26 protein-coding genes and 1 riboswitch are annotated in these 25,806 nt (G+C 59.2%); of the genes, 12 read left to right on the top strand and 14 right to left on the bottom strand.

Annotated elements, in window-relative coordinates:
• Positions 1-4: 4 nt before the first annotated feature.
• Entirely contained in the window at positions 5-700 is a 696-nt protein-coding gene (locus FTO60_RS15655; RefSeq protein WP_148056825.1) for a response regulator, read from the top strand.
• Here the strand turns inward: FTO60_RS15655 and FTO60_RS15650 are convergent.
• From FTO60_RS15650 to FTO60_RS15620, 7 genes are all read right to left on the bottom strand, one after another.
• Positions 697-1,656: an ABC transporter ATP-binding protein gene (locus FTO60_RS15650; protein WP_148056824.1), complete on the bottom strand. Its 960-nt coding sequence runs from the start codon at positions 1,654-1,656 to the stop codon at positions 697-699. The genes FTO60_RS15655 and FTO60_RS15650 overlap by 4 nt on opposite strands.
• Positions 1,653-2,630, bottom strand: a complete 978-nt coding sequence (locus tag FTO60_RS15645; RefSeq protein ID WP_148056823.1) for an ABC transporter ATP-binding protein — start codon at positions 2,628-2,630, stop codon at positions 1,653-1,655. The genes FTO60_RS15650 and FTO60_RS15645 overlap by 4 nt, the downstream gene beginning before the upstream one ends.
• Position 2,631: 1 nt before the next feature.
• Entirely contained in the window at positions 2,632-3,537 is a 906-nt protein-coding gene (locus FTO60_RS15640) for an ABC transporter permease subunit (RefSeq protein WP_148056822.1), read from the bottom strand.
• A complete protein-coding gene (locus tag FTO60_RS15635; RefSeq protein WP_148056821.1) occupies positions 3,537-4,544 on the bottom strand; it encodes an ABC transporter permease subunit in 1,008 nt (335 codons plus the stop codon). Before FTO60_RS15635 ends, FTO60_RS15640 begins: the two co-directional genes overlap by 1 nt.
• Positions 4,544-5,644: a Xaa-Pro peptidase family protein gene (locus FTO60_RS15630; protein WP_148056820.1), complete on the bottom strand. Its 1,101-nt coding sequence runs from the start codon at positions 5,642-5,644 to the stop codon at positions 4,544-4,546. The genes FTO60_RS15635 and FTO60_RS15630 overlap by 1 nt, the downstream gene beginning before the upstream one ends.
• A gap of 57 nt (positions 5,645-5,701) precedes the next feature.
• Complete coding sequence (locus tag FTO60_RS15625; protein ID WP_148056819.1) at positions 5,702-7,294, bottom strand: ABC transporter substrate-binding protein; 1,593 nt, start codon at positions 7,292-7,294, stop codon at positions 5,702-5,704.
• A gap of 65 nt (positions 7,295-7,359) precedes the next feature.
• Positions 7,360-7,998 (bottom strand): helix-turn-helix domain-containing protein, encoded by a 639-nt coding sequence (locus FTO60_RS15620; RefSeq protein WP_302849693.1) that lies wholly within the window; start codon positions 7,996-7,998, stop codon positions 7,360-7,362.
• Positions 7,999-8,163: 165 nt separating this feature from the next.
• On the opposite strand from FTO60_RS15620, the gene FTO60_RS15615 reads away from it, so the two are divergent.
• From FTO60_RS15615 to dxs, 4 genes are read left to right on the top strand one after another with little or no spacing between them, the layout of a single operon-like run.
• The gene (locus tag FTO60_RS15615; RefSeq protein ID WP_148056818.1) at positions 8,164-9,090 is read left to right on the top strand and encodes a histone deacetylase family protein; all 927 of its coding nucleotides are present in this window, start codon (positions 8,164-8,166) and stop codon (positions 9,088-9,090) included.
• Positions 9,087-9,329: an exodeoxyribonuclease VII small subunit gene (locus FTO60_RS15610; protein WP_148056817.1), complete on the top strand. Its 243-nt coding sequence runs from the start codon at positions 9,087-9,089 to the stop codon at positions 9,327-9,329. The genes FTO60_RS15615 and FTO60_RS15610 overlap by 4 nt, the downstream gene beginning before the upstream one ends.
• Before the next feature lie 10 nt (positions 9,330-9,339).
• On the top strand, positions 9,340-10,191 hold the full coding sequence (locus tag FTO60_RS15605) for a polyprenyl synthetase family protein (protein ID WP_148056816.1): 852 nt from the start codon (positions 9,340-9,342) through the stop codon (positions 10,189-10,191).
• Between the two features lie 15 nt (positions 10,192-10,206).
• Positions 10,207-12,120, top strand: a complete 1,914-nt coding sequence (gene dxs, locus FTO60_RS15600) for a 1-deoxy-D-xylulose-5-phosphate synthase (RefSeq protein ID WP_148056815.1) — start codon at positions 10,207-10,209, stop codon at positions 12,118-12,120.
• Here dxs and FTO60_RS15595 read toward each other — a convergent pair.
• Genes FTO60_RS15595 through FTO60_RS15585 form a run of 3 tightly spaced genes read right to left on the bottom strand, consistent with a single transcriptional unit; the run spans position 12,117 to position 14,560 of the window.
• Complete coding sequence (locus FTO60_RS15595) at positions 12,117-12,890, bottom strand: ion transporter (protein WP_148057183.1); 774 nt, start codon at positions 12,888-12,890, stop codon at positions 12,117-12,119. The two genes, dxs and FTO60_RS15595, sit on opposite strands and share 4 nt — an antisense overlap.
• Before the next feature lie 58 nt (positions 12,891-12,948).
• On the bottom strand, positions 12,949-13,803 hold the full coding sequence (locus FTO60_RS15590; protein ID WP_148056814.1) for an SDR family oxidoreductase: 855 nt from the start codon (positions 13,801-13,803) through the stop codon (positions 12,949-12,951).
• Entirely contained in the window at positions 13,793-14,560 is a 768-nt protein-coding gene (locus FTO60_RS15585) for a class II aldolase and adducin N-terminal domain-containing protein (RefSeq protein WP_254696829.1), read from the bottom strand. The genes FTO60_RS15590 and FTO60_RS15585 overlap by 11 nt, the downstream gene beginning before the upstream one ends.
• Before the next feature lie 126 nt (positions 14,561-14,686).
• On the opposite strand from FTO60_RS15585, the gene FTO60_RS15580 reads away from it, so the two are divergent.
• The 3 genes from FTO60_RS15580 (at position 14,687) to FTO60_RS15570 (ending at position 17,560) form a co-directional block, all read left to right on the top strand.
• Positions 14,687-16,168, top strand: a complete 1,482-nt coding sequence (locus FTO60_RS15580; RefSeq protein WP_148056813.1) for an AMP nucleosidase — start codon at positions 14,687-14,689, stop codon at positions 16,166-16,168.
• A gap of 132 nt (positions 16,169-16,300) precedes the next feature.
• Positions 16,301-16,588 (top strand): HU family DNA-binding protein, encoded by a 288-nt coding sequence (locus FTO60_RS15575; protein ID WP_148056812.1) that lies wholly within the window; start codon positions 16,301-16,303, stop codon positions 16,586-16,588.
• 96 nt (positions 16,589-16,684) lie between these two features.
• Positions 16,685-17,560: a DMT family transporter gene (locus FTO60_RS15570; RefSeq protein ID WP_148056811.1), complete on the top strand. Its 876-nt coding sequence runs from the start codon at positions 16,685-16,687 to the stop codon at positions 17,558-17,560.
• On the opposite strand, the gene aroC is transcribed toward FTO60_RS15570, so the two are convergent.
• Positions 17,557-18,660 carry a chorismate synthase gene (gene aroC, locus FTO60_RS15565; RefSeq protein ID WP_148056810.1) on the bottom strand — a complete coding sequence of 368 codons (1,104 nt, stop codon included), beginning with the start codon at positions 18,658-18,660 and terminating at the stop codon, positions 17,557-17,559. The two genes, FTO60_RS15570 and aroC, sit on opposite strands and share 4 nt — an antisense overlap.
• 91 nt (positions 18,661-18,751) lie before the next feature.
• Positions 18,752-18,850: riboswitch (TPP riboswitch) on the top strand.
• 39 nt (positions 18,851-18,889) lie between these two features.
• Here aroC and thiB point away from each other — a divergent pair.
• Genes thiB through FTO60_RS15550 form a run of 3 tightly spaced genes read left to right on the top strand, consistent with a single transcriptional unit; the run spans position 18,890 to position 22,066 of the window.
• Positions 18,890-19,876 carry a thiamine ABC transporter substrate binding subunit gene (gene thiB / locus FTO60_RS15560; protein ID WP_148056809.1) on the top strand — a complete coding sequence of 329 codons (987 nt, stop codon included), beginning with the start codon at positions 18,890-18,892 and terminating at the stop codon, positions 19,874-19,876.
• Entirely contained in the window at positions 19,852-21,384 is a 1,533-nt protein-coding gene (locus FTO60_RS15555) for a thiamine/thiamine pyrophosphate ABC transporter permease ThiP (RefSeq protein WP_148056808.1), read from the top strand. Before thiB ends, FTO60_RS15555 begins: the two co-directional genes overlap by 25 nt.
• Positions 21,371-22,066, top strand: coding sequence for an ATP-binding cassette domain-containing protein (locus FTO60_RS15550; RefSeq protein ID WP_148056807.1), 696 nt, complete (start codon positions 21,371-21,373; stop codon positions 22,064-22,066). The genes FTO60_RS15555 and FTO60_RS15550 overlap by 14 nt, the downstream gene beginning before the upstream one ends.
• 53 nt (positions 22,067-22,119) lie before the next feature.
• On the opposite strand, the gene FTO60_RS15545 is transcribed toward FTO60_RS15550, so the two are convergent.
• The 3 genes from FTO60_RS15545 to petA are packed head-to-tail and all read right to left on the bottom strand — an operon-like array spanning position 22,120 to position 24,925.
• Positions 22,120-22,974 carry a cytochrome c1 gene (locus FTO60_RS15545; protein ID WP_148056806.1) on the bottom strand — a complete coding sequence of 285 codons (855 nt, stop codon included), beginning with the start codon at positions 22,972-22,974 and terminating at the stop codon, positions 22,120-22,122.
• Positions 22,975-22,991: 17 nt separating this feature from the next.
• A complete protein-coding gene (locus tag FTO60_RS15540) occupies positions 22,992-24,317 on the bottom strand; it encodes a cytochrome b N-terminal domain-containing protein (RefSeq protein ID WP_148056805.1) in 1,326 nt (441 codons plus the stop codon).
• A gap of 14 nt (positions 24,318-24,331) precedes the next feature.
• Positions 24,332-24,925, bottom strand: a complete 594-nt coding sequence (petA, locus tag FTO60_RS15535; RefSeq protein ID WP_148056804.1) for a ubiquinol-cytochrome c reductase iron-sulfur subunit — start codon at positions 24,923-24,925, stop codon at positions 24,332-24,334.
• A 226-nt stretch (positions 24,926-25,151) separates the two neighbouring features.
• On the opposite strand from petA, the gene FTO60_RS15530 reads away from it, so the two are divergent.
• The gene (locus FTO60_RS15530; protein ID WP_148056803.1) at positions 25,152-25,805 is read left to right on the top strand and encodes an outer membrane protein; all 654 of its coding nucleotides are present in this window, start codon (positions 25,152-25,154) and stop codon (positions 25,803-25,805) included.
• Position 25,806 lies beyond the last annotated feature (1 nt).

Here is a 25,806-nt window from a genome sequence, read left to right as displayed (position 1 = left end):
CAATTTGGACGAACCACATCTTTTGATTGTTGACGACGACGAGCGCATTCGCGGCTTGCTGCAAAAATTCCTGATGCGTTCGGGGTTTCTTGTCAGCACGGCGCGCGATGCCGCCCATGCCCGCCGAGTCCTGAGCGGGTTGGAGTTTGATCTGATCGTTCTTGATATCATGATGCCCGGCGAAGATGGCGTAACCCTGTGCCGGTCGTTGCGCGAAACGGTTACCACGCCGATCCTGCTGTTGACCGCCAAGGGCGAAACCGAAGACCGTATCAACGGGCTTGAGGCAGGCGCGGACGACTACCTTGCCAAACCGTTCGAACCAAAGGAATTGCTGCTGCGGATCAACGCGATCTTGCGCCGCGTCCCTGCGGCTGAACCCGCAGTGCAAGCGCCAAAGGTTCTGCACCTTGGGCCGTTGCGCTACGATATCGAGCGGGGCGAACTTTGGCGTGGCGAAGACCTTGTGCGCCTGACGGCCACTGAAAACCAGCTGATGCGGATATTTTCGGCCGGGCCAAACGATGCCGTGAGCCGTGAATCATTGGTCGAACAGCTTGGCCGGTCTGGTGGGCAGGCGCAGGAACGCGCGGTGGATGTGCAAATCACCCGCCTGCGCCGCAAGCTGGAAACCGACCCTAAACAGCCCCGCTATCTGCAAACGGTGCGCGGCGCGGGCTATATGCTGGCGCCTGATTAATCCCCTTCGGGAAAGAAGCAGGCGGCGGGATGGTCTGATCCGTCCAAGGTCGGGCGTTCCTTGCGGCAACGGTCCTGCGCCTTCCAGCAACGCGGTGCAAAGGCGCAACCGGGCGGCACGTTCAACGGCGAGGGCAGTTCGCCTTCGAGTTTGATACGCTGTTTTTCCGCCGTAGGGTCAGCCACGGGTGTCGCCGATAACAGCGCCCGCGTGTAGGGGTGGCGTGGATTGGTGAGCACATCTTCGATGGTGCCCGATTCGACGGGGCGGCCCAGATACATGACGATGATGTCGTCAGCCATGTGTTTCACGACCGACAGATCGTGGCTGATGAACAGATAGGCCAGCCCCAGACGATCCTGAAGCTCCACCAGCAGGTTGAGGATTTGCGACTGAATCGACAGGTCCAGCGCGCTCACAGGTTCATCCAGCACCAGCACCTTGGGTTCAAGCATCAGCGCGCGCGCGACCGCGATCCGCTGGCGCTGACCGCCGGAGAACATATGCGGGTAGCGATCGAAATGTTCAGCGCGCAGCCCGACCAGTTCCAGCATCTCGCGCGCCTTGGCAGTGATTGCTTCGCGCGACATATCGGGGCGGTTGATCCGTAGCGGTTCCTCGAGGATCGCACCAACACGGTGGCGCGGATTGAGCGATCCGTAGGGGTCTTGAAAGATGATCTGTACGGATTTGCGCAGGCCGGACCAATTCGCGGGCGTCGCTGGTGTGCCATCAATGGTAAATGTGCCAGCGGTCGGTTCTTCGATCAGGGTGATCAACCGTGCGAGGGTGGATTTCCCGCAGCCGGATTCGCCGACCACGGCCAGCGTTTTACCCGGATAAAGTTCAAACGAGGCTTCGGAAAGTGCGCGCACAACCTGCTTGGGGCCGAACAGCGCGCCCTTGACGTTATAATGGCGCGACAGGTCCTTGGCGGTGACAATAGCCTGGGTCATGCTGCACCCGCGGTTTTGGTATTCAACGGATAATGGCATCGCGCGAGTCCCAGTTCAGGGCCGCAGGGTGTGGGCGGAGTGCTGTGGCACCTGGCATCAGCGAAGGCGCAGCGCGGTGCAAACAGGCAGCCCTTTGGACGGTCAAACTGGCCCGGAACAACACCGCTGATCGTTGGTAGCAAACGCCCTGTGGCCCGTTCGGGCAGGGCATCAAGCAGGGCCGATGTGTAGGGGTGGTGTGGGGTTTCAAACAGGCCGACAACGGGTTGTTCTTCGACCTTTTGGCCTGCGTATTGCACGCTGACCCGTTCGGCGGTTTCGGCGACAACGCCCATGTCATGGGTAATCAGGATCAGCGCCATGTCACCGTCGGCCTGAAGCCCTGTCAGCAGATCCAAGATCTGCGCCTGAATGGTCACATCCAGCGCGGTTGTCGGCTCGTCCGCGATCAGCAGGCGTGGCTTGCAGGCGATGGCCATCGCGATCATCACCCGTTGGTTCATGCCACCCGAAAGCTGGTGCGGGAACACCTTGAGCCGACGTTCAGGATCGGGAATGCCGACCTGTTCCAGCAATTCGACGGCCCGCAATTGCCGTTCACGCGACGATAGATCAAGGTGCTGGCGCAGTGCTTCTTTGATCTGAAAGCCGACTGTGAAACAGGGATTGAGCGACGACATGGGTTCCTGAAAGATCATCGCGATGTCTTTGCCGATCAGCCCGCGCCTGTTGCGCGCGGTGACGGTGCGCAGGTCGATCCCGTCGAATTCCAGCACATCGGCGGTGATTGTCGCGGTCCAGGGCAACAGGCCCATCATCGCCAGCATCGACACGGACTTGCCCGACCCGCTTTCGCCGACGATGGCAAGGATATCGCCCTTGTCCACGGTCAGATCCACGCCGTCCACCGCGCGAAACTGGCCGCCCGAGGTTGAAAAATCCACGCTGAGGTTTCTGATCTCCAGTAACGACATATCAGCTCCTTTTCAGCTTGGGGTCGAGGGCATCGCGCAGCCCGTCACCCATCAGATTGATCGCCAACACTGTCACCAGGATCGCGATGCCGGGCAGGGTCACGACCCACCATGCGCGCAGGATAAATTCCCGCGCTTCGGCCAGCATTGTGCCCCATTCGGGTGTGGGCGGTTGTGCGCCCATCCCAAGAAAGCCAAGCGCGGCCGCATCCAGGATCGCGTTGGAAAACGACAGTGCTGCCTGCACGATGATCGGCGCAAGACAATTGGGCAGGACTGTCACGAACATCCGCCGGAACAGACCCGCACCCGCTACACGGGCCGAGGTCACGTAATCTTTCGATAGTTCACCCAGCACCGATGCACGCGTCAGACGCACGTAGTGGGGCTGCAAAACGATGGCAATGGCGATCATTGCGTTGATCAGCGACGGCCCAAGGATCGCCACCAGAACCAGCGCCAGCAAAAGCGATGGAAAAGCCAGAATGATATCCATGATCCGCATGATGATCGTGTCGAGCCACTTTGGGGCAAAACCTGCCAGCAGACCGATCAGAATGCCGCCCGTGGCTGCAACCGCCACAACGACAATCCCCACGAAAAAGCTGAACCGCGCGCCGTGCAGTAGGCGTGACAGCATATCTCGGCCCAGCGGGTCGGTGCCCAGCCAGAATTTGGTGCTGCCGCCTTCCTGCCAGAACGGCGGCACGAGGGTGTAGTCGCGGAATTGTTCCGTGGGACTGTAGGGCGCAAGAATATCAGCACCTGCTGCCATGACGATAAAGGCAACGAACACCCACAGGCCCATCACCGCGCCGCGGTTTTCGCTGAAGTAGAACCAGAATTCGCGTAACCGGCCCGGGCGGGCTTTGGCGGCTGCGGTGGCTTCGGGGGTCAGGTCGGTCATCATTGCTTCCTGATTTTGGGATTGATGAAGCCGTAAAGCACATCGACGGTAAGGTTCACGATCATCACCATCAGTGCGATCAGCAACAGCCCGCCCTGCACGACCGGATAGTCGCGGCGGAAAATGCTATCGACCATCCACTTGCCGATGCCCGGCCAGCTAAAGATCGTTTCGGTCAGGATCGCGCCGGCCAGCAGGGTGCCGACCGACAGGCCGATCACGGTGATCACGGGGATCAACGCATTGCGCATGGCGTGCAAGCCGTTGATGCGCGCGGGGCGCAGACCCTTGGCCCTGGCGGTGCGAATGTAGTCTTCGCTCAGGACTTCAAGCATCGCCGAGCGGGTTTGGCGCGCGATCACGGCCAATGGCACCGTGGCCAGCACGATCGTCGGCAGGATCAGGTGGCGCACGGCGGATGTGAATGCGCCTTTCTGCCCGGACAGCAGGCTATCGATCAGCATGAACCCCGTGACATCATCGAAGTAGTAGATCAGGTCGATCCGGCCTGACACGGGCGTCCATTGCAGGTTGCCGCTGAAGACGATGATCAACAGCAAGGCCCACCAGAAAATCGGCATGGAATATCCGATCAGCGCGGTGGACATCAGCGCGCGGTCAAAGAACTTGCCACGGTTCACGGCGGCAATCACACCGGCGGGCAGCCCGATCAGGATCGCAAGGATCATCGCACAGATCGACAGTTCCAGCGTGGCGGGAAACAGCGCGAAAAATTCGTCCCAGACGGGGCGTTTGGTGACAAAACTGTTGCCAAGATCGCCCTGAATAACGCCGCCCAGATATTCCCAATATTGGACAAGAACCGGCCGATCAAAGCCCATTTCCTGCACCAGTTCGGCATAGCGTTCATCGCTCATCCCGCGTTCACCAGCCATGACGATGATCGGATCGCCGGGCAGGACACGGATGAACGCGAACGATATCAGTGTGACGCCGATGAACGTGGGCAGGAACGTCAGCAGACGTGACAAAAGGTATTTGAGCATCAGGTCTTTCCTACGATCATCAGATCTTTGGGGAAGGTGGTGAGGGAGCGGCAGCCCTCGGTGGTGATCAGCACATCATCTTCGATGCGCACGCCAAAGTTGCCGATCTCGTAAAGGCCGGGTTCGTTGGTATAGACCACGCCAGCGTTCAGCGCCGCATGATTGCCGCGCATGATATAGGGGGCTTCGTGCACATCGCGGCCCAACCCGTGGCCGGTCTTGGTGCGGATACGGTTGGCATAGGGCGAGGCTTCGAGGGTGCTGATCACGGCGTCGTCGATGTCGTGTGCGGTCACGCCTGCCTTGGTCACGGCAAACCCTGCAAGGTTCGCGGCCAGTACGGTTTCATATACAGCGCGACCTTCGTCGCTGACGTGATCCACGAACACAGTGCGGGTGATATCGGCGGCAAAGCCATGTTTGCGCGCGCCAAAATCCAGCAGTAGGGCATCGCCTGCCTTGATCTGGTAATCGGCCCGTGCGTGGGCGTGGGGGCGGGCAGAGTTTTCACCAGCGGCAACGATAGGTTCAAAAGCCAGCCCTTCGGCCCCTTCGGCAAACAGCCGCCCCACAAGAATCGCCTCGACCTCGGTCTCGGTCATGCCGGAGCGGACCTGATCGAGCGTATGGGCAAGGGCGCGTTCGGATATGGCGATCGCGGCCTCGAGCGCTGCGATATCGGCATCGGTCTTAATCATCCGCAAGCCGCTGATCGCCTTTTCGCCGTCGGTAATCTCAAGCTGCGGCATCGCCTTTTTCAGGGCGTGATGCACAAAAACGCGCATCACCTGCCCTTCGACAGCAAGGGTATGGATGTGCAGGTCGCGGGCAAGCGCATCAAAGGCAGGCTGATAGCCGTCCTGATCGCGCCAGTCATAAACCGGACCATCAAATTTGACCTGCTCCCAAGAGCCAAGCTCGAGATTGGGAACAACGGCGGCGGGGTCTCCCTTGGCGGGGACGATCAAGACGAAGGGGCGCTCGTGGCTGGCAAATGACTGCCCCAGTGCGCGCGTGAAATTCGGGCCGGGCACCAGCGCGACAGCGTCGACCTTCAGGTCAACAGCGGTTTGGCGCAGGTCTGCAAAACGGTCTGTCATTTCGGGGGCTCCGGCGGGGGTATCCGGGGCCAGATGCGGCCCCGGACGTCTTTGTGATTATTCGGCGAGCGTCACGCCATAGAAGATGTGACCACCAAGCGGGTGAACAATATAGCCCTCAACCTCGGGGCGCACGGGCATGTAAACCACCGAGTGCGCGATCGTTGCCCAGGGTGCCTGATCCTTGAAGACAACCTGCGCTTCTTCGTAAAGGCGGGTCCGCTCGGCTGGATCGGTTTCGACCTTGGCAGCCTGAATCAGATCCTCGAACGGCTGGTAGCACCACTGTGCCCGATTGGAGTTTTCGATCCCGTCACAGCCCAGCAGAACGGCCAGGAAGTTATCCGGATCACCGTTGTCACCGGTCCAACCCAGCAATACCGCACCATCGCGATCAATCTCGCGCGAACGGGACAGGTATTCACCCCATTCATAGGATACGATTTCAACATCAACGCCGATTTCGGCAAAGTCAGCCTGCATCAGTTCCGCCATGCGGCGGGCGTTGGGGTTGTAGGGGCGCTGAACCGGCATGGCCCAGATCTTCATCGACAGATCGGTGACGCCGGCGGCTTCGAGAGCGGCGCGCGCTGCTGCGGGGTCATAGACATCATCGACGATTGCGTCGTTGTAGGACCACATGGTCGGCGGGATCGGGTTCTTGGCGATCTGACCGGACCCCTGGAACACCACGTCGATGATTGCCTGCTTGTCGATTGCCATGTTCAGGGCACGACGCACCGCCGGATCGTCGAACGGCGGAATCTGCGTGTTATAGGCAAGGTAGCCGACGTTCAGGCCTTCCTGCTCGAGCACGTTGATATTTTCGTCCGCGACCATCGCTTCGATGTCGGCAGGGTTCGGGTAAGGCATGATTTGGCATTCGCCAGCCTGAAGTTTCTGATAGCGCACGGATGCATCCGGCGTGATCGCAAAGATCAGGTTGTCAAAGCCGGCCGCGCCACGCCAGTAGTCGGCGTTGGTTTCATAGCGGATCACGGCGTCCTTCTGGTAGGCGACAAAGCTGAACGGACCGGTGCCGATTGGCGCCTGGTTCAGCATTTCGGGCGTGCCCGCGTCCATCATCGCATCGGCGTATTCAGCCGATAGGATCGAGGCGAAATCCATCGCCATATTGGCAACGAACGGCGCTTCGGGACGGGTCAGGACAAATTTGACTGTGTAGTCATCGACCTTTTCGACCGAGGCAACCAGATCAGGCATGGACATGCCTTCAAAGTATTCCCAGGTGCCGCCCGAAACCTCGTTGTAGGGATGATCGGCTAGGCGCTGGCGCTCAAAGCTGAAAATCACGTCGTCGGCGTTGAAGTCACGCGACGGGGTGAATGAATCGTTTGAGTGGAATTGCACGCCACGGCGCAGGTTAAAGGTATACTCCAACCCGTCAGCAGAGGCTTCCCAGCTTTCGGCCAAGCCGGGAATCACGTTTGTGGTGCCGGTTTCGAATTCCGTCAGGCGGTTGTAGATCGGGTGGGACGAGGCATCAAAAGTCGTGCCAGCCGTGTAAAGTGCTGGGTCAAAACCTTCGGGTGATCCTTCGGAGCAATAGACAAGCGTCTGCGCCGAAAGGGCGGTGCCGCCTAGGATGGCCATTGTGAGGCCGGCAGCGAGGTTACGTTTCATAGACATTTTTCTCTCCTGTCTGGTTATCGTTCGTATTGGTGGCAGGCGGGTCTTACCGCGCTGCGCTGCGCCTAGTTTGGCGCCAGGGCTGACATGACGGATGGCTTTCCGCGCTGCGCCCCGTTTTCTGGTTTTGCCTTGCCCGATTTCTCGTATTGCATCCGGCCCACCCAAAGGATGCGGGCCGGTGCGTCGGTCTTGTTGGACCAAGAATGCGGACTGGTGCCCAAGTAGTGAAGGCTGTCCCCCGCCGTCATGGTATGTTCGACCCCATCCACGACCTGCGCAATAGCGCCATCAAGGATATAGATCATTTCCTCGCCCTCGTGGCTGACCTCTTCGGAGGTGTAACCGGCGGGAACGTGAAGGATAAACGACGTCAACTCGTGACCGGGAAAATCCGCACCGATCTGCTCATAGGCGATCGAAGAACCGGATACGGAAAACTGTGGGCGCTGTGCGGCGCGCGTCAGGCTGTCGACAGTCTTGGGGGTCGCGATAAAGAAATCTACACCAACATGCAGCGCCGCAGCAATTTGCGACAAGGTGCCAAGGGTCGGCGTGGCATTCCCGCGTTCGACCTGACTAAGGTAGCCAACCGACACACCCGAATCAGTGCCCAACTGCTGTAGGGTCAGCCCAAGCCGATGGCGCTGGCGGCGCATACGAGGGCCAAGGTCATTCACGCGGTTGGACTGGTCTTTGGTCACAAAATTCCCCCAAAATCGCGCCATTCGTGTTTGTTTTTGGCAGGGCGCGACCCGACTCAGCCTGTTGAAAAATCCATTTTGCGTCAACACAATTTTTTTACTGGACTTCGACGTGCCCCGAACCTTTCGCTTGAGTTCGCCCATCAGGAGGTGTTCCTTTACACAATGGTAACTGCCCTGATCACCCATGCTGATTGCTATGATCACGTCACCCCGCCCGGCCATCCTGAGCAGGTCGCGCGGCTTGATGCGGTGCTGGGCGCGCTTGTGGAAATGGATCTGCGTCGTGTGAATGCGCCGCTTGTCGCGGACGATGATTTGCTGCGCGTCCACCCCCAGGGCCACATCAATTCCATCCGCAACGCCGCCCCGCGCGAGGGCTGGCGCTCGCTTGATGCCGACACGCATATGTCTGTTGGGACTTTGGCAGCGGCGTATCGGGCGGCGGGTGCTGTCGTGCGGGGGGTTGATCTGGTTCTGGGCGGCGAGGTTGCCAATGCCTTTGCTGTCGTGCGCCCGCCCGGTCACCACGCCGAACGCGAGACGGCGATGGGGTTTTGTTTTTTTGGATCGGTCGCTGTGGCGGCGAAGCATGCGCTGGACCATCACGGGTTGAAACGGGTCGCGATTGTCGATTTCGACGTGCATCATGGCAACGGCACGCAGGATCTGGTCGAGGACGATGCGCGCATTTTGTTCTGTTCCACCCATCAGTCGCCACTTTATCCTGGCACGGGGGCGGCGCACGAGGTTGGCGGGCATGACAATGTGCTCAATGTTCCGCTGCCTGATGGTGCGGGATCAAAAGCCTTTCGTGATGCGATGGAGCGCGTAATCCTGCCGCGTGTTGATGCCTTCGCCCCTGAACTTCTGCTGATTTCAGCCGGATTTGATGCACATCAGGATGATCCATTGGCCGGGATGATGCTGAAAACTGATGATTTTGCGTGGATAACTGGCCGGTTGTGTGATTTGGCGGATAAACACTGCGCCGGGCGCGTGGTATCCAGCCTTGAAGGCGGTTATGATCTTGAGGCATTGGCCGAAAGCGCCGCCGCCCATGTTGCCGTTCTAGAGGAGAGAGGCCGATGACCGACCAGTCCGTTGACAAGATGAGCTTTGAGGATGCGATGCGTGAGCTTGAAGGCGTTGTTGGCCAGCTTGAACGCGGTGATGTCCCGCTTGAGGAATCGATCACACTTTATGAGCGGGGTGCCGCGTTGAAAAAACGTTGCGAGGCCAAGCTGAAAGAGGCCGAAGAAAAGGTCGCCAAACTGACACTGGATGGTGACGGGCAGCCCACGGGAACTACCCCGCTTGACGCGGGTTAAGCCAAGCTAAATGCGCTCCTTTGCAGACACTTTGGCCGCTGCGTCAGGCATGGCCCAAGACCAGATTGGTCAGGCGCTGCACGGTGTTGATGGCCCTGTTGCCGATGCCATGCGCCATGCGGTCAAGGGCGGCAAAGGGCTGCGCGCCTTCCTGGTGATGGAAAGCTGCCGGTTGCATATGCGGCCGATTCAACAAGCCGCCGCCTGCGCAGGCGGGATCGAGGCGCTACATGCCTACAGCCTGATTCATGACGATCTGCCTTGTATGGATGATGACGATCTGCGCCGCGGCCAGCCAACCGTGCATCGCAAGTGGGACGAAGCAACGGCGGTTCTGGCGGGCGATGCGCTTCAGGCGCTGGCGTTTGAACTGGTCGCGCGGGCCGGTTCGGTCGATCTGCTGCGTGCCATGACCACGGCGGCGGGTATTCGCGGGATGGTTGGTGGGCAGGCGCTGGATATCGCGGCTGAAACGTCCGACACAGCCCTGACGATCGACCAGATTACGCAGCTTCAGCATGGCAAGACCGGCGCGCTGATTACATGGTCTGCAACGGTCGGTCCGGTTCTGGATGGTGCTGACGCGGCACCCTTCATGGCCTATGGTGAAGCCATAGGGCTGGCGTTCCAGATCTGGGACGATGTGCTGGATGTGACTGGTGATGCGGCAACGGTCGGCAAGGCGGTGCGCAAGGACGCGGCGGCGGGCAAGGCGACATTCGTGTCCCTGCTGGGGCTTGATGGGGCGAAGCGCCGCGCCCAAGACCTCGTGACTGAAGCCTGTGATGCGCTATCATCTTATGGCGACGACGCGGAAACCTTGAAGGAGGCTGCGCGTTTCGTTATTGCCCGCGGGCATTGATGAAAGGCCGAACATATGGCTGACCGACCCAAAACACCCACGCTTGACCGTGTTCATCTGCCCGCCGACCTGCATGAAATGTCGGACGGTGATCTGTATCGTGTTGCGGATGAACTGCGCGCTGAAACCATTTCGGCAGTGTCGGAAACCGGCGGGCATCTGGGTGCCGGCCTTGGTGTGGTCGAGCTGACGGTCGCATTGCACGCGGTCTTCGATACACCCCGCGACAAGATCATTTGGGACGTGAGCCACCAATGCTATCCGCACAAGATTATCACGGGGCGGCGCGACCGTATCCGCACCCTACGCCAAAAGGACGGACTCAGCGGATTCACCAAACGTAGCGAATCCCCCTACGACCCCTTTGGTGCGGCCCATTCCAGTACCTCGATTTCCGCCGCGCTTGGCTTTGCGGTAGCTGCCGATCTGGGTGGTGATCCGGGCGATGCGATAGCGGTGATCGGCGACGGATCCATGTCAGCGGGCATGGCCTATGAGGCGATGAACAATGCCGGTCATCTGGGCAAGCGGTTGTTCGTTATTCTGAATGACAACGATATGTCGATTGCGCCGCCGGTTGGCGCGATGTCATCCTATCTGAGCCGTCTTTACGCGGGCGCGCCGTTTCAGGATTTGAAAGCCGCCGCCAAGGGCGCGGTATCTTTTCTGCCGCCGCCTCTGCAAGAGGGCGCGCGCCGCGCCAAGGAAATGCTGAAGGGCATGACCGTTGGTGGCACCATGTTCGAGGAACTGGGATTCAACTACGTCGGCCCGATTGACGGGCATGATATGGAACAGTTGTTATCTGTCTTGCGCACCGTGAAGGTGCGCGCCGATGGGCCGGTGTTGATCCATGCGATCACGAAGAAAGGCAAGGGATATGCCCCCGCCGAGGGCGCGATGGATCGCGGCCATGCCACGGCAAAGTTCGATGTGGTGACGGGCAAACAGGCCAAGGCAAAAAGCAACGCGCCCAGCTATACCAGCGTTTTTGCCGAAGCCTTGTTGAAGGCTGCTGCCGCCGATCCGAAAATTTGCGCTGTCACGGCCGCCATGCCCGATGGCACTGGGTTGAACCGGTTTATGGAACGCTATGCCAGCCGTTGTTTTGACGTGGGGATCGCCGAACAGCACGCCGTGACATTCTCTGCCGCACTGGCGGCGGGCGGGATGAAACCGTTTTGCGCGCTTTATTCGACGTTCCTGCAACGCGGTTATGATCAGGTCGTGCATGACGTCGCGATCCAGCGCCTGCCGGTGCGGTTTGCGATTGATCGCGCTGGGCTGGTCGGGGCCGATGGCGCGACCCATGCGGGTAGTTACGATATCGCCTATCTGGCTAATCTGCCCGGTTTCGTGGTGATGGCCGCCGCGGACGAGGCGGAACTGGTGCGAATGGTTGCCACCGCCGCTGCCCATGACGATGGCCCGATAGCCTTTCGTTTTCCGCGCGGTGAGGGTGTGGGCGTGGACATTCCCGAGGATGCGCAGCCACTTGAAATTGGCAAGGGCCGGATCATCCGTGAAGGTAAACAGGTTGCGATCCTGTCGTTCGGCACCCGCCTGCAAGAGGTCGAAGCGGCCTGCGAGGCACTGGCGGCAAAGGGGATCACGCCGACCATCGCAGACGCCCGTTTCGCCAAACCTTTGGACGCTAGGATGATCCTGAAACTGGCATCAGATCACGATGCCCTGATTGCAATCGAAGAAGGGGCCGTGGGTGGCTTTGGCAGCCATGTGGCGCAACTTTTGTCAGATGAGGGCGTGTTTGATCACGGCCTGCGGTTCCGCTCTATGGTCCTGCCCGACACCTTTATCGACCAATCCAGCCCGCGCGATATGTATGCTACTGCTGGTCTTAATGCCGCAGATATCGAACGCAAGGTCTTGCAGGTTCTGGGCGTTGGCGTGATCAATCAGCGGGCCTAGGACTTGGGCGGCAAACGGTCTTCAATCGCCTTGAGCCGCTCCAGCACTTCGTCGCGGTAGGTATCGGTGCGGGCCACGTCGTCTTCGTGATGGGCGTCTTGCATTGAGTTGACGATCAGACCGACCAACAAATTAACGACCGCGAATGTGGTCATCATGATGAAGGGCACAAAGAACGCCCATGCGTAGGGGTAGGTTTCCATCACCGGGCGCACGATGCCCATCGACCAGCTTTCCAGCGTCATGATCTGAAATAATGAATAGGCCGACAGCCCCAAGTGGCCGAACCATTCGGGAAAGACATCGCCGAAAAGTTTTGTGGCCATGACGGACCCGATATAAAAGATGATCATCATCAGCAGGAATACGCTGCCCATACCAGGCAAGGCTGTCACGAACCCTTCGACGACGCGGCGCAAACGGGGTGCTGCGGACAGCACGCGCAGCACCCTTAGGATTCGTAGCGCGCGCAGGACCGTAAATGCCTGTGCGGCGGGCACCAGCGCAACCCCGACGATCACGAAATCAAAGATGTTCCAGCCCGAGCGAAAGAAACGCGGGCCATAGGCATACAGCTTGGCCGTGATTTCGATCACAAAAATATAAAGGCAAAAGGCGTCGAGCGCGTAGATCAGCGTGCTGAAATTCGCCATGACTATATCAGAGGTTTCCAGCCCAAGGACCACCGCGTTGAACAGGATCACGCCAATAATTCCGTTGCGCACGAAATCACGTTCAAGGTAACGGGCGGTCTTTTCACGCAGAGTCATCGGTGTCTCGTTCAGTTTCATTCGGGTGATATGAGTTGTCAGGGTCAGGGACGCAAGCCTATCCATCCACCGAAAGCATGGTCTGCAATCCGCGACGGTAGTCCGGATAGATCAGTCTGACGCGAAGTTCATGCTTGATCCGGTCATTTCGAACCTTCTTGCTTTCTGCGTAGAAACTGCGCGCCATCGGAGTCATGTCGGCGTTTTCAAAGGCCACGGCGGGCGGAATGGGCAAGCCCAGCAATTCGGCAGCATATGCGATCACGTCTTGTGGAGGGGCAGGATCGTCGTCGCACAGGTTGTAGATTGCGCCGGGGTTGGGGTGCCTGATTGAGGCCGCAAGCACCTGCGCGATATCGTCAACATGGATGCGGCTGAAGACCTGTCCGTCTTTGATGATGCGCCGTGCGGTGCCGTTACGCACCTTGGCAAAAGGGCCACGACCGGGGCCATAGATACCTGCAAGGCGGAAGATATGCAGCGGCAGGTCAAGTGATTGCCAATCTGCCTCGGCTGCGACGCGCATTTGCCCGCGTTTGGTCGATGGTGACAGAGGGGTGGTTTCATCGACCCAGCCGCCTTCATGATCGCCGTAGACACCCGTCGTCGACAGGTAGCCAACCCATTCAAACTGATTGCGCCGCGCCACAATTTCATCGCGCAGGGCGTTCAGCACAGGGTCGCCCTCGGCGTTTGGGCCTGCAGAAATCAGCAGATGCGTGGCCTGATCCAACTGCGCAGTGATCGACTTGCCGGGCCAGATCAGCGGGGTTGCACCTGTGCCGCGCACCCTGTCGGTTTTATCAGAAGAACGGGTCGTGCCATAGATGGTCCACCCCTGACGCAGCAGGATCGGGGAGAGCGCGCCAGCGCTATACCCGTGCCCAAAGGACAATAAGGTCTTAGCTGGCATAGGTCGCGCCTTCTTCATCAAGGATCGCGCGCAACTCGGCCAGATGGCGCACATCCTGTTCGGGGTAGTTTTCCAGTTCGCGCGCGGTCTTTTCGGCAATGTCATCGGGCAGGATACGCAACGGCTGGCCGGTTTGCAGCGCGCGGATATAGGTTTCGGCAGCCCGTTCAAAATAGAACATGCGGTTGAATGTTTCCGCAACCGTGTCGCCAATCACCATGACGCCGTGATTGCCCATGATCATGACCTTTTGTTTCGGGTCGGTGAACAGGGCGGCACAGCGCGCACCCTCGTCCTCGAATGCCAGCCCACCATAGTTGTCGTCAATCACGTGGCGGTTAAAGAAGGTGGCGCAATTCTGATCAATCGGGGGCAGGCGGCTGTCGGCAAGAGACGCCAAAACGGTTGCGTGGATAGAATGCACATGCATGGCGCAGCGTGCGTGGGGGCAGTGCCTGTGCAACCCGCCGTGCAGACCCCACGCAGTCGGGTCCGGTGCATTCGGGCCGGTCAGGGTTTCGGGATCATTGGCATCGACGACGATCAGATCGCTGGCCTTGATCCGGCTGAAATGCATCTGGTTGGGGTTCATCAGGAACCGCGTGCCGTCATCATTGATCGCCATCGAAAAGTGGTTCGCGACGCCTTCGTGCATATCGAGCCGGGCAGTCCAGCGAAACGCGACGGCAAGATCACTGCGTTCATCCCAATGGGTCAGGTTGTGATGGCTGGGCATCTCGGTGGCTCCGCTGTTCATTTTGCCCAGTTTGGCAGTTTGGCTTTGCAGGTTACAGTGATTTCACGTCACGTCTTGCAGACCTGCGCCGGATCGTGTCAGATTTGGTGATGTTGATCACCCCTACATATCCAAGGATCCCGCTGCATGAGCGCTGATACGACTCTGCCCGTAGTTTCGCCTGCACTGGCCACCCCCGAGGTCTATACCGATGCCAAGGCTGCGGTCGCGCGCTTGATTGCGCTTTATGACGAGGCAACCGAGTTTCTGTGCGCCTCGTTCACCGAAACCCTGCAATCCGGCCAGCCAGCCTCGCGATACCGCGCGTTCTACCCCGAGGTGCGTATTCGCACGACAAGTTTTGCGGTGGTCGATAGCCGGTTGTCATTTGGGCACGTGGCCCAGCCGGGTAGCTATTCCGCGACGATCACGCGCCCGCGCCTGTTCGCCAAATATCTTGAGCAGCAGATCGGCTTGCTGATCCAGAACCACAATGTGCCGGTTGAAATCGGGCAGTCGATGACACCGATGCCGGTGCATTTCGCCGTAGCGAACGAGCAAGACGTGTCAGTCCCTCAGGAAGGGGCGGGCGATTTCACATTGCGCGATGTGTTTGACGTGCCCGATTTGGCCACAACGAATGATGATATCGTCAACGGCCTTGGCTTTACCTTTGAGGACGGGTCACACCCGCTTGCGCCATTCACAGCACAGCGCGTCGACTATTCGCTGGCGCGGCTTTCGCATTACACAGCCACAGCGCCCGACCATTTCCAGAACCACGTGCTGTTCACCAACTACCAGTTCTATGTCGAGGAATTCGAAGCCTACGCCCGCCATATGCTGGCCGACAAGGACAGTGGTTATACTTCATTTGTGGCCACCGGAAATGTCGAGATCACCGATCCGGATGCGCCGCTTGATGTGCCCGCCAAGATGCCGCAAATGCCGACGTATCACCTGAAACGCGCTGGCGGGGCGGGGATCACGCTGGTCAATATCGGCGTTGGCCCGTCAAACGCGAAAACCGCAACAGATCATATCGCCGTGCTGCGGCCTCATGCCTGGTTGATGGTTGGCCATTGCGCGGGCCTGCGCAATTCGCAGCAATTGGGTGATTTCGTGCTCGCGCACGCCTACTTACGTGAAGACAAGGTTCTGGACGACGATCTGCCCGTTTGGGTGCCGGTGCCGGCCCTTGCAGAGATCCAGATTGCGTTGGAGACCGCCGTGGCCAAGGTCACCGAACTGGAAGGCTTTGATCTCAAGCGGATCATGCGGACTGGCACCGTGGCCAGCCTTGACAATCGCAACTGGGAACTGCGCGATCAACGCGGCCCTGTGCAGCGCCTCAGCCAAAGTCGTGCCGTGGCACTGGACATGGAAAGCGCGACAATCGCCGCAAACGGGTTCCGGTTTCGGGTGCCCTACGGAACGCTGCTTTGCGTCAGTGACAAGCCGCTGCATGGCGAATTGAAGCTACCCGGCATGGCCTCGGATTTCTACAAAACGCAAGTTGCGCGCCATTTGATGATCGGAATTAGGGCGATGGAACATCTGCGTGAAATGCCACTGGAACGGCTCCACAGCCGGAAGTTGCGCAGTTTTGAGGAGACAGCCTTCCTTTGAGGCCCAAAAAACGGCACAAAATGCATGTTTTTATGGGCGGAGGCGATACTATTCGTTGTGGTCTGACACCATATGACGTTAAATGCGCAGACATGAGGCCCCAGAGTTTGGGCAGAAGATGGAGAGAATAACATGGCAAAACCAATGACCAAGACGCAGCTTGTAGCTGCACTGTCCGAAGATATGGGCACCGACAAGAAATCCGCTGCTGCCGCTCTGGAAGCGATCTGCGGCCTGATCACACGTGAAGTGTCCGGCGGCGGTGCTGTCACCCTGCCCGGCGTTGGCAAAATCTACTGCCGCGAGCGCCCCGAGCGTATGGTCCGCAACCCTGCCACCGGTGAGCAGATCAAGAAAGACGCCGACAAGGTCGTGAAAATGACCATCGCCAAAGCGCTGAAAGACAGCGTGAACGGCTAAGGTCGCGCGCCGGGGCTTGCACCCGGAACGAGATTTCGAAAGGGTCGCCCAAGTGGCGGCCCTTTTGCTTTGCGGGTCTTGTTTGGGGACACCTTCATGGACCTGCGCGCGATTATTCTTGGGCTTGCATTTGCATTAATGTGGTCGTCGGCCTTTACCTCGGCGCGGGTCATCGTTGAATACGCGCCACCGCTCACGACGCTGGCCCTGCGGTTTGCGATATCTGGCGGATTGGGAATCGGGATTGCGCTGCTGTTGGGGCAGTCGGCGCGTCTGTCGCGGCGCCAATGGATTGGTGTGCTGACCTTTGGAATTGCGCAAAATGCCCTTTATCTGGGTCTGAATTTCGTGGCGATGCAGACGGTCGAAGCCTCGTTCGCGGCGATCATCGCCTCGACCATGCCCCTTCTTGTAGCGCTGGTTGGCTGGATCGGTTTTGGTGATCGTATCCGGCCGCTTGGCATGGCCGGACTGGTGGCTGGCGTTCTTGGCGTCACCTTGATCATGGGCGCAAGGTTGCAAGGCGGCGTCGACCCGTTTGGCGCACTGCTTTGCGTGATCGGTGTGGCTTCCCTGACCGTGGCAACCCTTTCAGTGCGCGGCGCGTCCTCGGGTGGCAACCTGTTGATGATCGTCGGCCTGCAGATGTTGGTGGGCAGTGCAGTGCTTTGGGTGCCAGCATTGGCCCTTGAAACCCTTGCGTTTGACTGGAACTGGAAACTGGGCGTGGCGTTCACGTACACTGTGTTGGTTCCGGGGTTGGCGGCCACATACATCTGGTTCTTGCTGGTCGACCGGCTCGGCGCGGTCAAAGCGGCGACATTCCATTTTCTCAACCCGTTTCTTGGGGTGGCCACTGCGGCGATGCTACTCGGGGAAAAGCTTGGCCCGCTTGACGTCGTCGGCGTGCTGATCATCGCCGCAGGCATTCTGGCGGTGCAACTGTCAAGACAGGGCGTAAAGGTCGTCTAGCCGATCTTGCCGCGGATGCCGCCGGTCTGGCCGCGATCCAACAGGATGTGATCAAGGATCACCGCTGCCATCATCGCCTCGCCCACGGGCACGGCGCGGATGCCAACACAGGGATCATGGCGGCCCTTGGTCACGACTTCGTAGGGGGTGCCATCCATGCGGATTGACTGGCGCGGCGACAGGATACTGCTGGTCGGTTTCACAGCAAAGCGCACGACAACGTTTTGGCCGGTGCTGATCCCGCCAAGGATGCCGCCGGCGTGGTTTGATGAATACTCCGGCCCGTTCGGCCCCATGAAAATCTCGTCGGCGTTATCGCGGCCCGTCAACGCGGCGGCGGCCATGCCTTCACCAATTTCGACGCCCTTGACCGCGTTGATGCTCATCATTGCGGCGGCCAGATCAGTATCTAACTTGGCATAAACCGGCGCGCCGATGCCTGCTGGAACGCTCCGCGCGACAACCTCGATCACGGCACCAACGCTGTTGTGATCATCCTTGCGAAGCCATTGCAGGTAGTCTTCCCATTCGACGGCGGCCTGCGCGTCCGGGCACCAAAAATCGTTCTGGTCGATTGTGGCCCAATCAAACCGGTCGCGGTCGATGGTCTTGTCGCCCATCTGCACCATGTAGCCCTTGATTTCGACAGCGGGGGCGATCGCGGCAATCGCCTGACGCGCAATCCCGCCCGCGGCGACACGCGAAGCGGTTTCGCGCGCACTGGACCGGCCACCGCCGCGATAGTCCCTGATCCCGTATTTCTGGTGATAGGTGATGTCTGCGTGCCCAGGGCGGAATGTGTCGGCAATGTCACCATAATCGCGCGACCGCTGATCGGTGTTCCGGATCATCAGCTGGATCGGTGTTCCCGTGGTCTTGTCGTCAAACACACCCGACAGAATTTCGACCGCATCGGGTTCCTGGCGCTGGGTTGTGTTTTTGTTCAATCCGGGGCGACGTTTATCCAGCCACTGCTGAATCATCGGCGCGGTCAGTGGCACGTTGGGCGGGCAACCATCGACTGTCGCGCCAAGGGCAGGCCCGTGGCTTTCGCCCCAGGTAGTCACGCGAAATAGGTGTCCGTAGCTGTTCATCGACATGGGCCGCTCCTTTTGCCTGATCGGTCTAGCGGGGCGTTGCCGATGCCTCAAGACCTTTCCCTTGTCTTTACTCGGTCACGGCCCTAGGTTTCGCTTTACCTCGGGGGGCCAATCATGGCTGAGATGCGCAAGCGGACCCGTTGAACCTGAACCGGTTAAGACCGGCGGAGGGAAGGTCTTGCATCCAAAGATGCTGCCCCCATCCGTCCGGCACATTTGGAGGATGACCATGTTTAAGACCCATCTGCCGACTGTTGCGGGACTTTGTCTTGGTGCCACTGGCGCTTTGGCTGAAGTGCCTGTTCTCACAGTCTATACCTACGACAGTTTCGTGAGCGATTGGGGCCCCGGCCCCGTGATCGAGGAAGCATTCGAGGCAGAATGTGCCTGTGATTTGCAGCTCGTCGGTAACGGTGATGGCGCGGCCTTGCTGGCGCGCTTGATGCTGGAAGGGCCGCGCACTGATGCCGATATCGTGCTGGGCCTGGATACTGCGCTGATCGCAGGTGCGCGCCAAACGGGTCTGTTTGCCGATCACGATGTCACGGGGGCATTTGATCTGCCGGTTGCATGGGACGATCCACAGTTCCTGCCCTATGACTGGGGCTACTTCGCCTTTGTCGGTAATGCGGGCGGGGATGCCCCATCAAGCATCGCCGAGCTGGCTGCCAGCGACATCAAGATTGTGATCCAGGACCCCCGTTCATCGACCCCGGGCCTGGGTTTGCTGATGTGGGTAAAGGCGGCCTATCCCGATGAGTCCGCCGCAATCTGGGAGGCCTTGGCTGACAATATCGTCACAGTCACGCCAGGCTGGAGCGAAGCCTATGGGCTATTCCTTGAGGGCGAGGCAGATGCGGTTCTGTCATACACGACGTCCCCCGCCTATCACATTTTTGCTGAAAATGATGATACCAAGGTCGCATGGCCCTTTGATGAAGGTCACTACATGCAAATCGAGGTAGCCGCGAAACTGGCCAGCACCGATCAGCCTGAACTGGCGGACCAGTTCATGGCATTTATCGTATCCCAAGGGTTCCAATCTGTGATTCCGCGCACCAACTGGATGTATCCTGCTGTCACGCCTGACGGGGGGCTTCCGGCGGAATTTGAGGGTCTTATCAAGCCTGAAACGTCGCTTTTGCTTGCCCCCCAAGAGGCGGCGAGCATCCGCGACACGGCAGTAGAAGAATGGCGCACCGCGCTGTCGCAATAAACGAAACACCCCGTTGGCCCGGCAGGATCGTTGTCGGGCTGGTGTTGGTGGTTCTGTTCGGGCCGTTGATTGCGGTGCTTTGGCGTGCCGAAGGGATCGCCGCCTTGTCGCCTGCGGATGTGTCTGCGATCTGGTTCACGGTTTGGCAGGCGGCTTTATCGGCGCTGATCAGCATCGCGTTTGCCATTCCGGTGGCGCGGGCCTTGGCGCGGCGGCAATTTCGCGGACGGCAGGCGTTGATTACCCTGCTTGGCGCGCCGTTTTTGCTGCCGGTGATTGTGGCAATCCTTGGGTTGCTGGCCGTGTTTGGCCGCGCAGGCATTCTCAATGGGTTTCTTGCCGCGCTGGGCCTGCCGGATGTGTCGATCTATGGCGCGCATGGTGTGATCCTGGCGCATGTGTTTTTTAACATGCCCCTTGCGGTGCGCCTGATCCTACAGGGATGGGTCGCGATTCCGTCCGAGAGGTTTCGACTGGCCGCGAGTTTGAACGCGCCGATTTGGCAAGTGTTAGAAAAGCCGATGCTGCGCAATGTTCTGCCCGGTGCCTTTATCGTCATCTTTCTAATTTCCCTCACCAGTTTTGCGGTCGCGCTGACTTTGGGCGGAGGCCCGCGCGCCACGACGATTGAACTGGCGATTTATCAGGCAATGCGGCTGAGCTTTGATCTGGCGGGCGGGGCGACACTGACATTGGTGCAGATCGCCATCTGTGCCCTTGTTGCGCTGCTTGCCTTCGCGATCACGGCCCCCGATGCCATGGGGCGTGGATTGGACCGCGTTGTCGCCCGTTGGGACGGATCGCTTTGGGGTGATGCGTTATGGATTACAGCTGCGGCGCTATTTTTGCTGGTGCCTTTGATCATGGTCATTTGGCGTGGCGTGCCCGGCCTTTTTGACTTGCCAGTATCAGTCTGGTCGGCAGCGGCACGATCGGTTGTGATTGCAATGGCGGCGGCAGGTTTGACATTGGCGCTGGCCCTGGCGCTGGCCCTGCGCGGCGGGCGGTGGGCTATGATCATCGGCACCTTGCCGATGGCATTTTCGGGGCTGGTGTTGGGGACTGGATTGTTTTTGATTGCCTTTCCTGTGGTCAATCCGGCCAAGCTGGCGCTGCCTGTGACGGCCCTGGTGAACAGCTTGATGGCGCTGCCCTTTGTGATGCGGGCCCTGGTGCCAGCGGTCGCACAGATTGACGCGCAGTTTGGCCCACTTGCAGGGGCGCTGGGATTGCGTGGGTGGGCGCGGGTTCGGATCGTGCTGTTGCCGCGCCTGCGCCGCCCGCTTGGGTTTGGTGGGGGGATCGCGGCGGCCCTATCGATGGGGGATCTTGGCGTTATTACCCTGTTTTCCACCGGTGAGCGGTCGACTTTGCCTCATGAAATGTATCTTTTGATGGGTGCGTATCGGATGGATGCGGCGGCAGGGGCCGCGTTGGTGCTTGTGAGCCTGAGTTTGGGGTTGTTCTGGCTGTTTGACCAAGGGGGGCGGATGGATGCTGACGCTTGATAAACTGATGCTGACCTTCCCAGACTTTTCGCTTGCGGCCGACCTTACCGTGCCCGCAGGGGGAATTACCGCCGTGATCGGCCCCTCTGGCGAAGGGAAATCAACGCTCCTATCGGCTATCGCGGGGTTCATTCAACCAAACGCCGGACGGATTGTGTGGGACGGGCTGGAGATCACCGGCAGGCCGCCAGCAGAGCGCCCCGTCAGCCTGTTGTTCCAGGATAATAACCTGTTTCCGCATTTGACCGTGGCGCAGAATGTGCTGCTTGGGTTGCGCCCGGCGATACGGATGCAGGCGGGGGACGCAGACAAGATCGCGGTCGTCCTGAACAAGGTGGGGCTTGCGGGGCTGGATGCGCGCAAGCCCTCGGCGTTGTCAGGTGGGCAGCAAAGCCGCGCGGCCCTTGCCCGTGTCCTGCTGGGGGGACGTCCAGTCGTGTTGCTGGACGAACCCTTTGCCGCACTGGGTCCGGCGCTGCGAGACGAGATGCTGGACCTTTGCGCCGAAATCCTGGCGACCCAGGGGCGCACTGTCCTGATGGTAACCCATGATCCACGTGATGCTGCCCGCGTGGCGGGGCAGACGATTGTTGTGATGGACGGACAGGCGCAAAAGCCCATCAAGACGGGACCGCTGTTGGACGATCCGCCGGATGGTTTACGCGCCTATCTGGGCGAATAACGAAAAAGGCGCGCCCGGTCGGGCGCGCCTTTATTCAATTGCCGCAGCGTGATTTACGTGTCGCCGCTCTTGGCTTTTTTCTTGTGAGGTGCCCACAGTCGCTTGTTGGTTGCATAAAGCAGAACCGACAGGATTGTCAGGAAGATCACGCCGGTCAGGCCAGCCTGCTTGCGTGCCATCATCTTGGGTTCGGCGGCCCACATCAGGAAGGCGGCGACGTCTTGTGATTCGCTGCGGATATCCGAAGGGCTGCCATCGGCAAAGATCACGTCGTCACCCCAGAGGGGTTGACCCATTGCGATCCAGCTGCCCGGAACCATGTGGGCGCCATCTTCGTCGATGCATTCCTCGGGGAAGCCGCCATAGGCGAAGGCCACGTTATAGCTGCCATCCATGTCGTCGGGCGCACATTCGGGTGGTTCTTCGTAACCCGCCATGAGAGAGGCGATGTATTCCGCGCCGCCCATACCGTTGAACAGTTGTGACAAACCGGTCCCATACGGGCCGCTGAAACCCTTACGGGCCTTGGCCATCAGGCTTAGGTCAGGGGCGCTTTCAACTGCGCCGACGGGAAATTGGTCGGCTGGCGTTGCCGGGCGATAGTCCTCGAGTTCTTCATCATAGACTTCGAAAAACTGCTCGGCGTAGGCCCGAACCTGATCTTCGGGTAGCTCGGGGCCGCCTTCATCGCCGATTGTGCGGATCGGCACATACTTCAATCCGTGACAGGCCGAGCAAACCTCGGTGTAGATTTGCAGGCCGCGTTGAAGCTGCAATTGGTCAAAGGCACCGAACGGGCCTTCAAACGAGAAGTCGAAGTCTTCGATACGTGTTTCGACAGCAGCGTGGACTGCGCCTGCGCCAAGGCCCAGGGCAATTGCGGCGGAGAGGGTGAGTTTGCGGAACATCTGTTTCTCGTCCTTTCTCACTCGGCCGGAGTTTCGGCCGAGGCGCCGTAGTGCGCGTTGAAATCGTCTTCGATGGTTGCTGGCGGTGTGTCGGGCTTTTCGATCACACCCAGCAGCGGCAGGATCACCAGAAAATAGGCGAACCAATAGGTTGCACCGATCAGCGAAATAATCGGGTAAATGCCTTCGGCGGGCATAGCGCCGCCCCACATCAATACGATGAAATCGATCACGAGCAGTGCAAACCACCATTTGAACATCGGGCGGTAGCGACCCGAACGCACCGATGATGTATCCAGCCAAGGGGCCAGCGCCATCACGGCAATCGCGCCAAACATCGCCAACACACCAAAGAATTTGGCGTCAATGATGCCAAAGCTGATCCAGTCAACGAACATCACGACCCATACATCGGCAGTGAATGCCCGCAGGATGGCGTAGAAGGGCAGGAAATACCATTCAGGAACGATGTAGGCCGGTGTCGCAAGCGGGTTCCCCTCGATGTAGTTGTCGGGGTGGCCAAGGTAGTTGGGCATGAAACCGACAACCGCGACAAAGATCGCCAAGATCACGGCAAGCGCGAACAGGTCCTTGATCACAAAGTATGGCCAGAATGGCAGGGTGTCTTTTTCCGCTTCGGCTTTGGAGCCGCGGCGCACTTCAACACCCGTTGGGTTGTTGTTGCCGGTGTGGTGGAACGCCCAGATGTGAACGATCACAAGGCCCGCGATCACAAAGGGCAGCAAATAGTGCAGCGAGAAGAAGCGGTTTAGCGCAGGCTGACCCACTGAGGAGGCGCCCAAAAGCCAGGTTTGGATCGAATCGCCGATGAAGGGGATTGCGCCAAACAGGCCAGTGATCACGGCAGTGCCGTGGAGCGACATCTGACCCCAGGGCAGAACGTAGCCCATAAAGGCGGTGCCCATCATCAGCAGGTAAATCAGCATGCCGATGATCCACGTCACTTCACGTGGGGCCTTGTAGGAACCGTAATAAAGACCGCGGAAAATGTGGGCATAAACCGCCAGGAAGAACAGCGAGGCGCCATTCATGTGGAAATACCGGATCATCGCGCCGCCATTCACGTTGCGCATGATGTGTTCGATACTGGCAAAGGCCAGATCGACTTGGGGCGTGTAGTGCATCACCAACACAACGCCGGTGGCAATTTGCAGCACCAGACAGAATGCAAGCACGATACCCCAGATCCACATCCAGTTCAGGTTCTTGGGTGTGGGAATCATCAAGGTGCTGTAGATCAGGCTGATCACGGGCAGGCGGCTTTCAAGCCACTTGGCACCGCGCGAATTTGGTTCGTAGTGGTCGTGGGGGATACCGGACATGAGTCTCTCTCTCCTTAACCGAGTTTAATCGTTGTGGCGTCGATGAATTCGGCGACGGGAACAAGCAGGTTCTCTGGAGCAGGGCCTTTGCGGATACGGCCCGCGACATCATAGTGCGACCCGTGGCAGGGGCAGTACCAGCCGCCAAAGTCACCTGCGCCATTTCCAAGCGGCACACAGCCAAGGTGGGTGCAAATGCCGATTTGAACTAGCCATGCCCCTTCGGCGTAATCAGACCCTTCGGGCGCCTGAAGCGTCCGGTTGGCGTCGGTCGCGGGTGTTTCAACGTTGTCAAAGTTCTCGTTGCGCGCAACCTGATCTGGCATCGAGTCAAGATCGGCCTCCTGTTCCATGGCCAGGGCGATCTCTTCTTCGGTGCGATAGCGGAAAAAGACGGGTTTGCCCTGCCACAGGACAGTAAGCTGTGTGCCGGGGCTAACAGCGCTCACGTCCACGCGGATCGAGGAAAGTGCCTGCACATCTGCGGAAGGGTTCATTTGATTGACCAGCGGCCAAACGGCGGCGCCGGTGACAACAGCCCCTGCGCCAGCGGTGGCGTAGTAGATGAAGTCGCGGCGTGTGCCTTCGTGTTCGTCTGCGTGTGACACGGGGTGCATCTCCGGTTTTATTCAGGGCCGTAGCCCCAAGAAAAGACAGACAGGGCGCACCCCATCACTTCCGGCGTTTATTAGCCCTTCAAACCTTGCCCGTCCAGCAGACATTCGCCCATTTTGCCCAACTGCGGCGAATAGACCTGTCTTGGGGTCCATTGAAGCATGCTGAAAAAGAGCTTATCCTATCATAAGCCGCTCTTGTTTTAGAAAGAATCGTCTGATGAAACGCGCCGTCCTTGCCGCACTGGTGGCCGCAGCCCCCACGTTTGCGGCAGCCGAAACCGAGTTGAGCTTTTACCTTGGGATACAGGAAAGCCCGCATAGTCAGGTTGATGGCACAGACCCGGGCAACGGGGTCGATCCCAATCTGGATTTCACAGCCGGCTGGGATGGGCTTTCGTTTGAAATGCCGCCCTACTATGGCGTTCGCGCGACGTTCTGGCGCACCGACACTTTCGGCTGGGGCGCTGAAATTACTCATACCAAGGTCTATGGCGATGCGGCGACCCTGACTGATAACGGGTTTACGCGTTTCGAGCTGACCGATGGGCTTAATATCATCACGTTGAATGCCATGCGCCGTTGGCCCAATCAGTGGGGCAACGTCACGCCCTATGTGGGCGGTGGCCTTGGGATTGCGGTGCCGCATGTGGATATCGAATCTGCTGGCGGCAAGACATTTGGTTATCAACTGACCGGCCCTGCCGTGCGGTGGACCGCCGGCGCCAGCTATGACCTTAATGATCAGTGGGCGGTATTCGGCGAATACCAAGGCACCTATTCGATGAACCAGATTGATCTGGACAGCGGTGGCAGCCTTGAAACCGATATCATTACCAATGCCCTGAACCTTGGGGTCAGCTTTAGCTTTTAGG

Origin of the sequence: Octadecabacter sp. SW4 (genome assembly GCF_008065155.1) — a bacterium.
Taxonomy (GTDB): Bacteria; Pseudomonadota; Alphaproteobacteria; order Rhodobacterales; family Rhodobacteraceae; genus SW4.
This window is presented reverse-complemented; position numbering and strand designations above follow the sequence as displayed.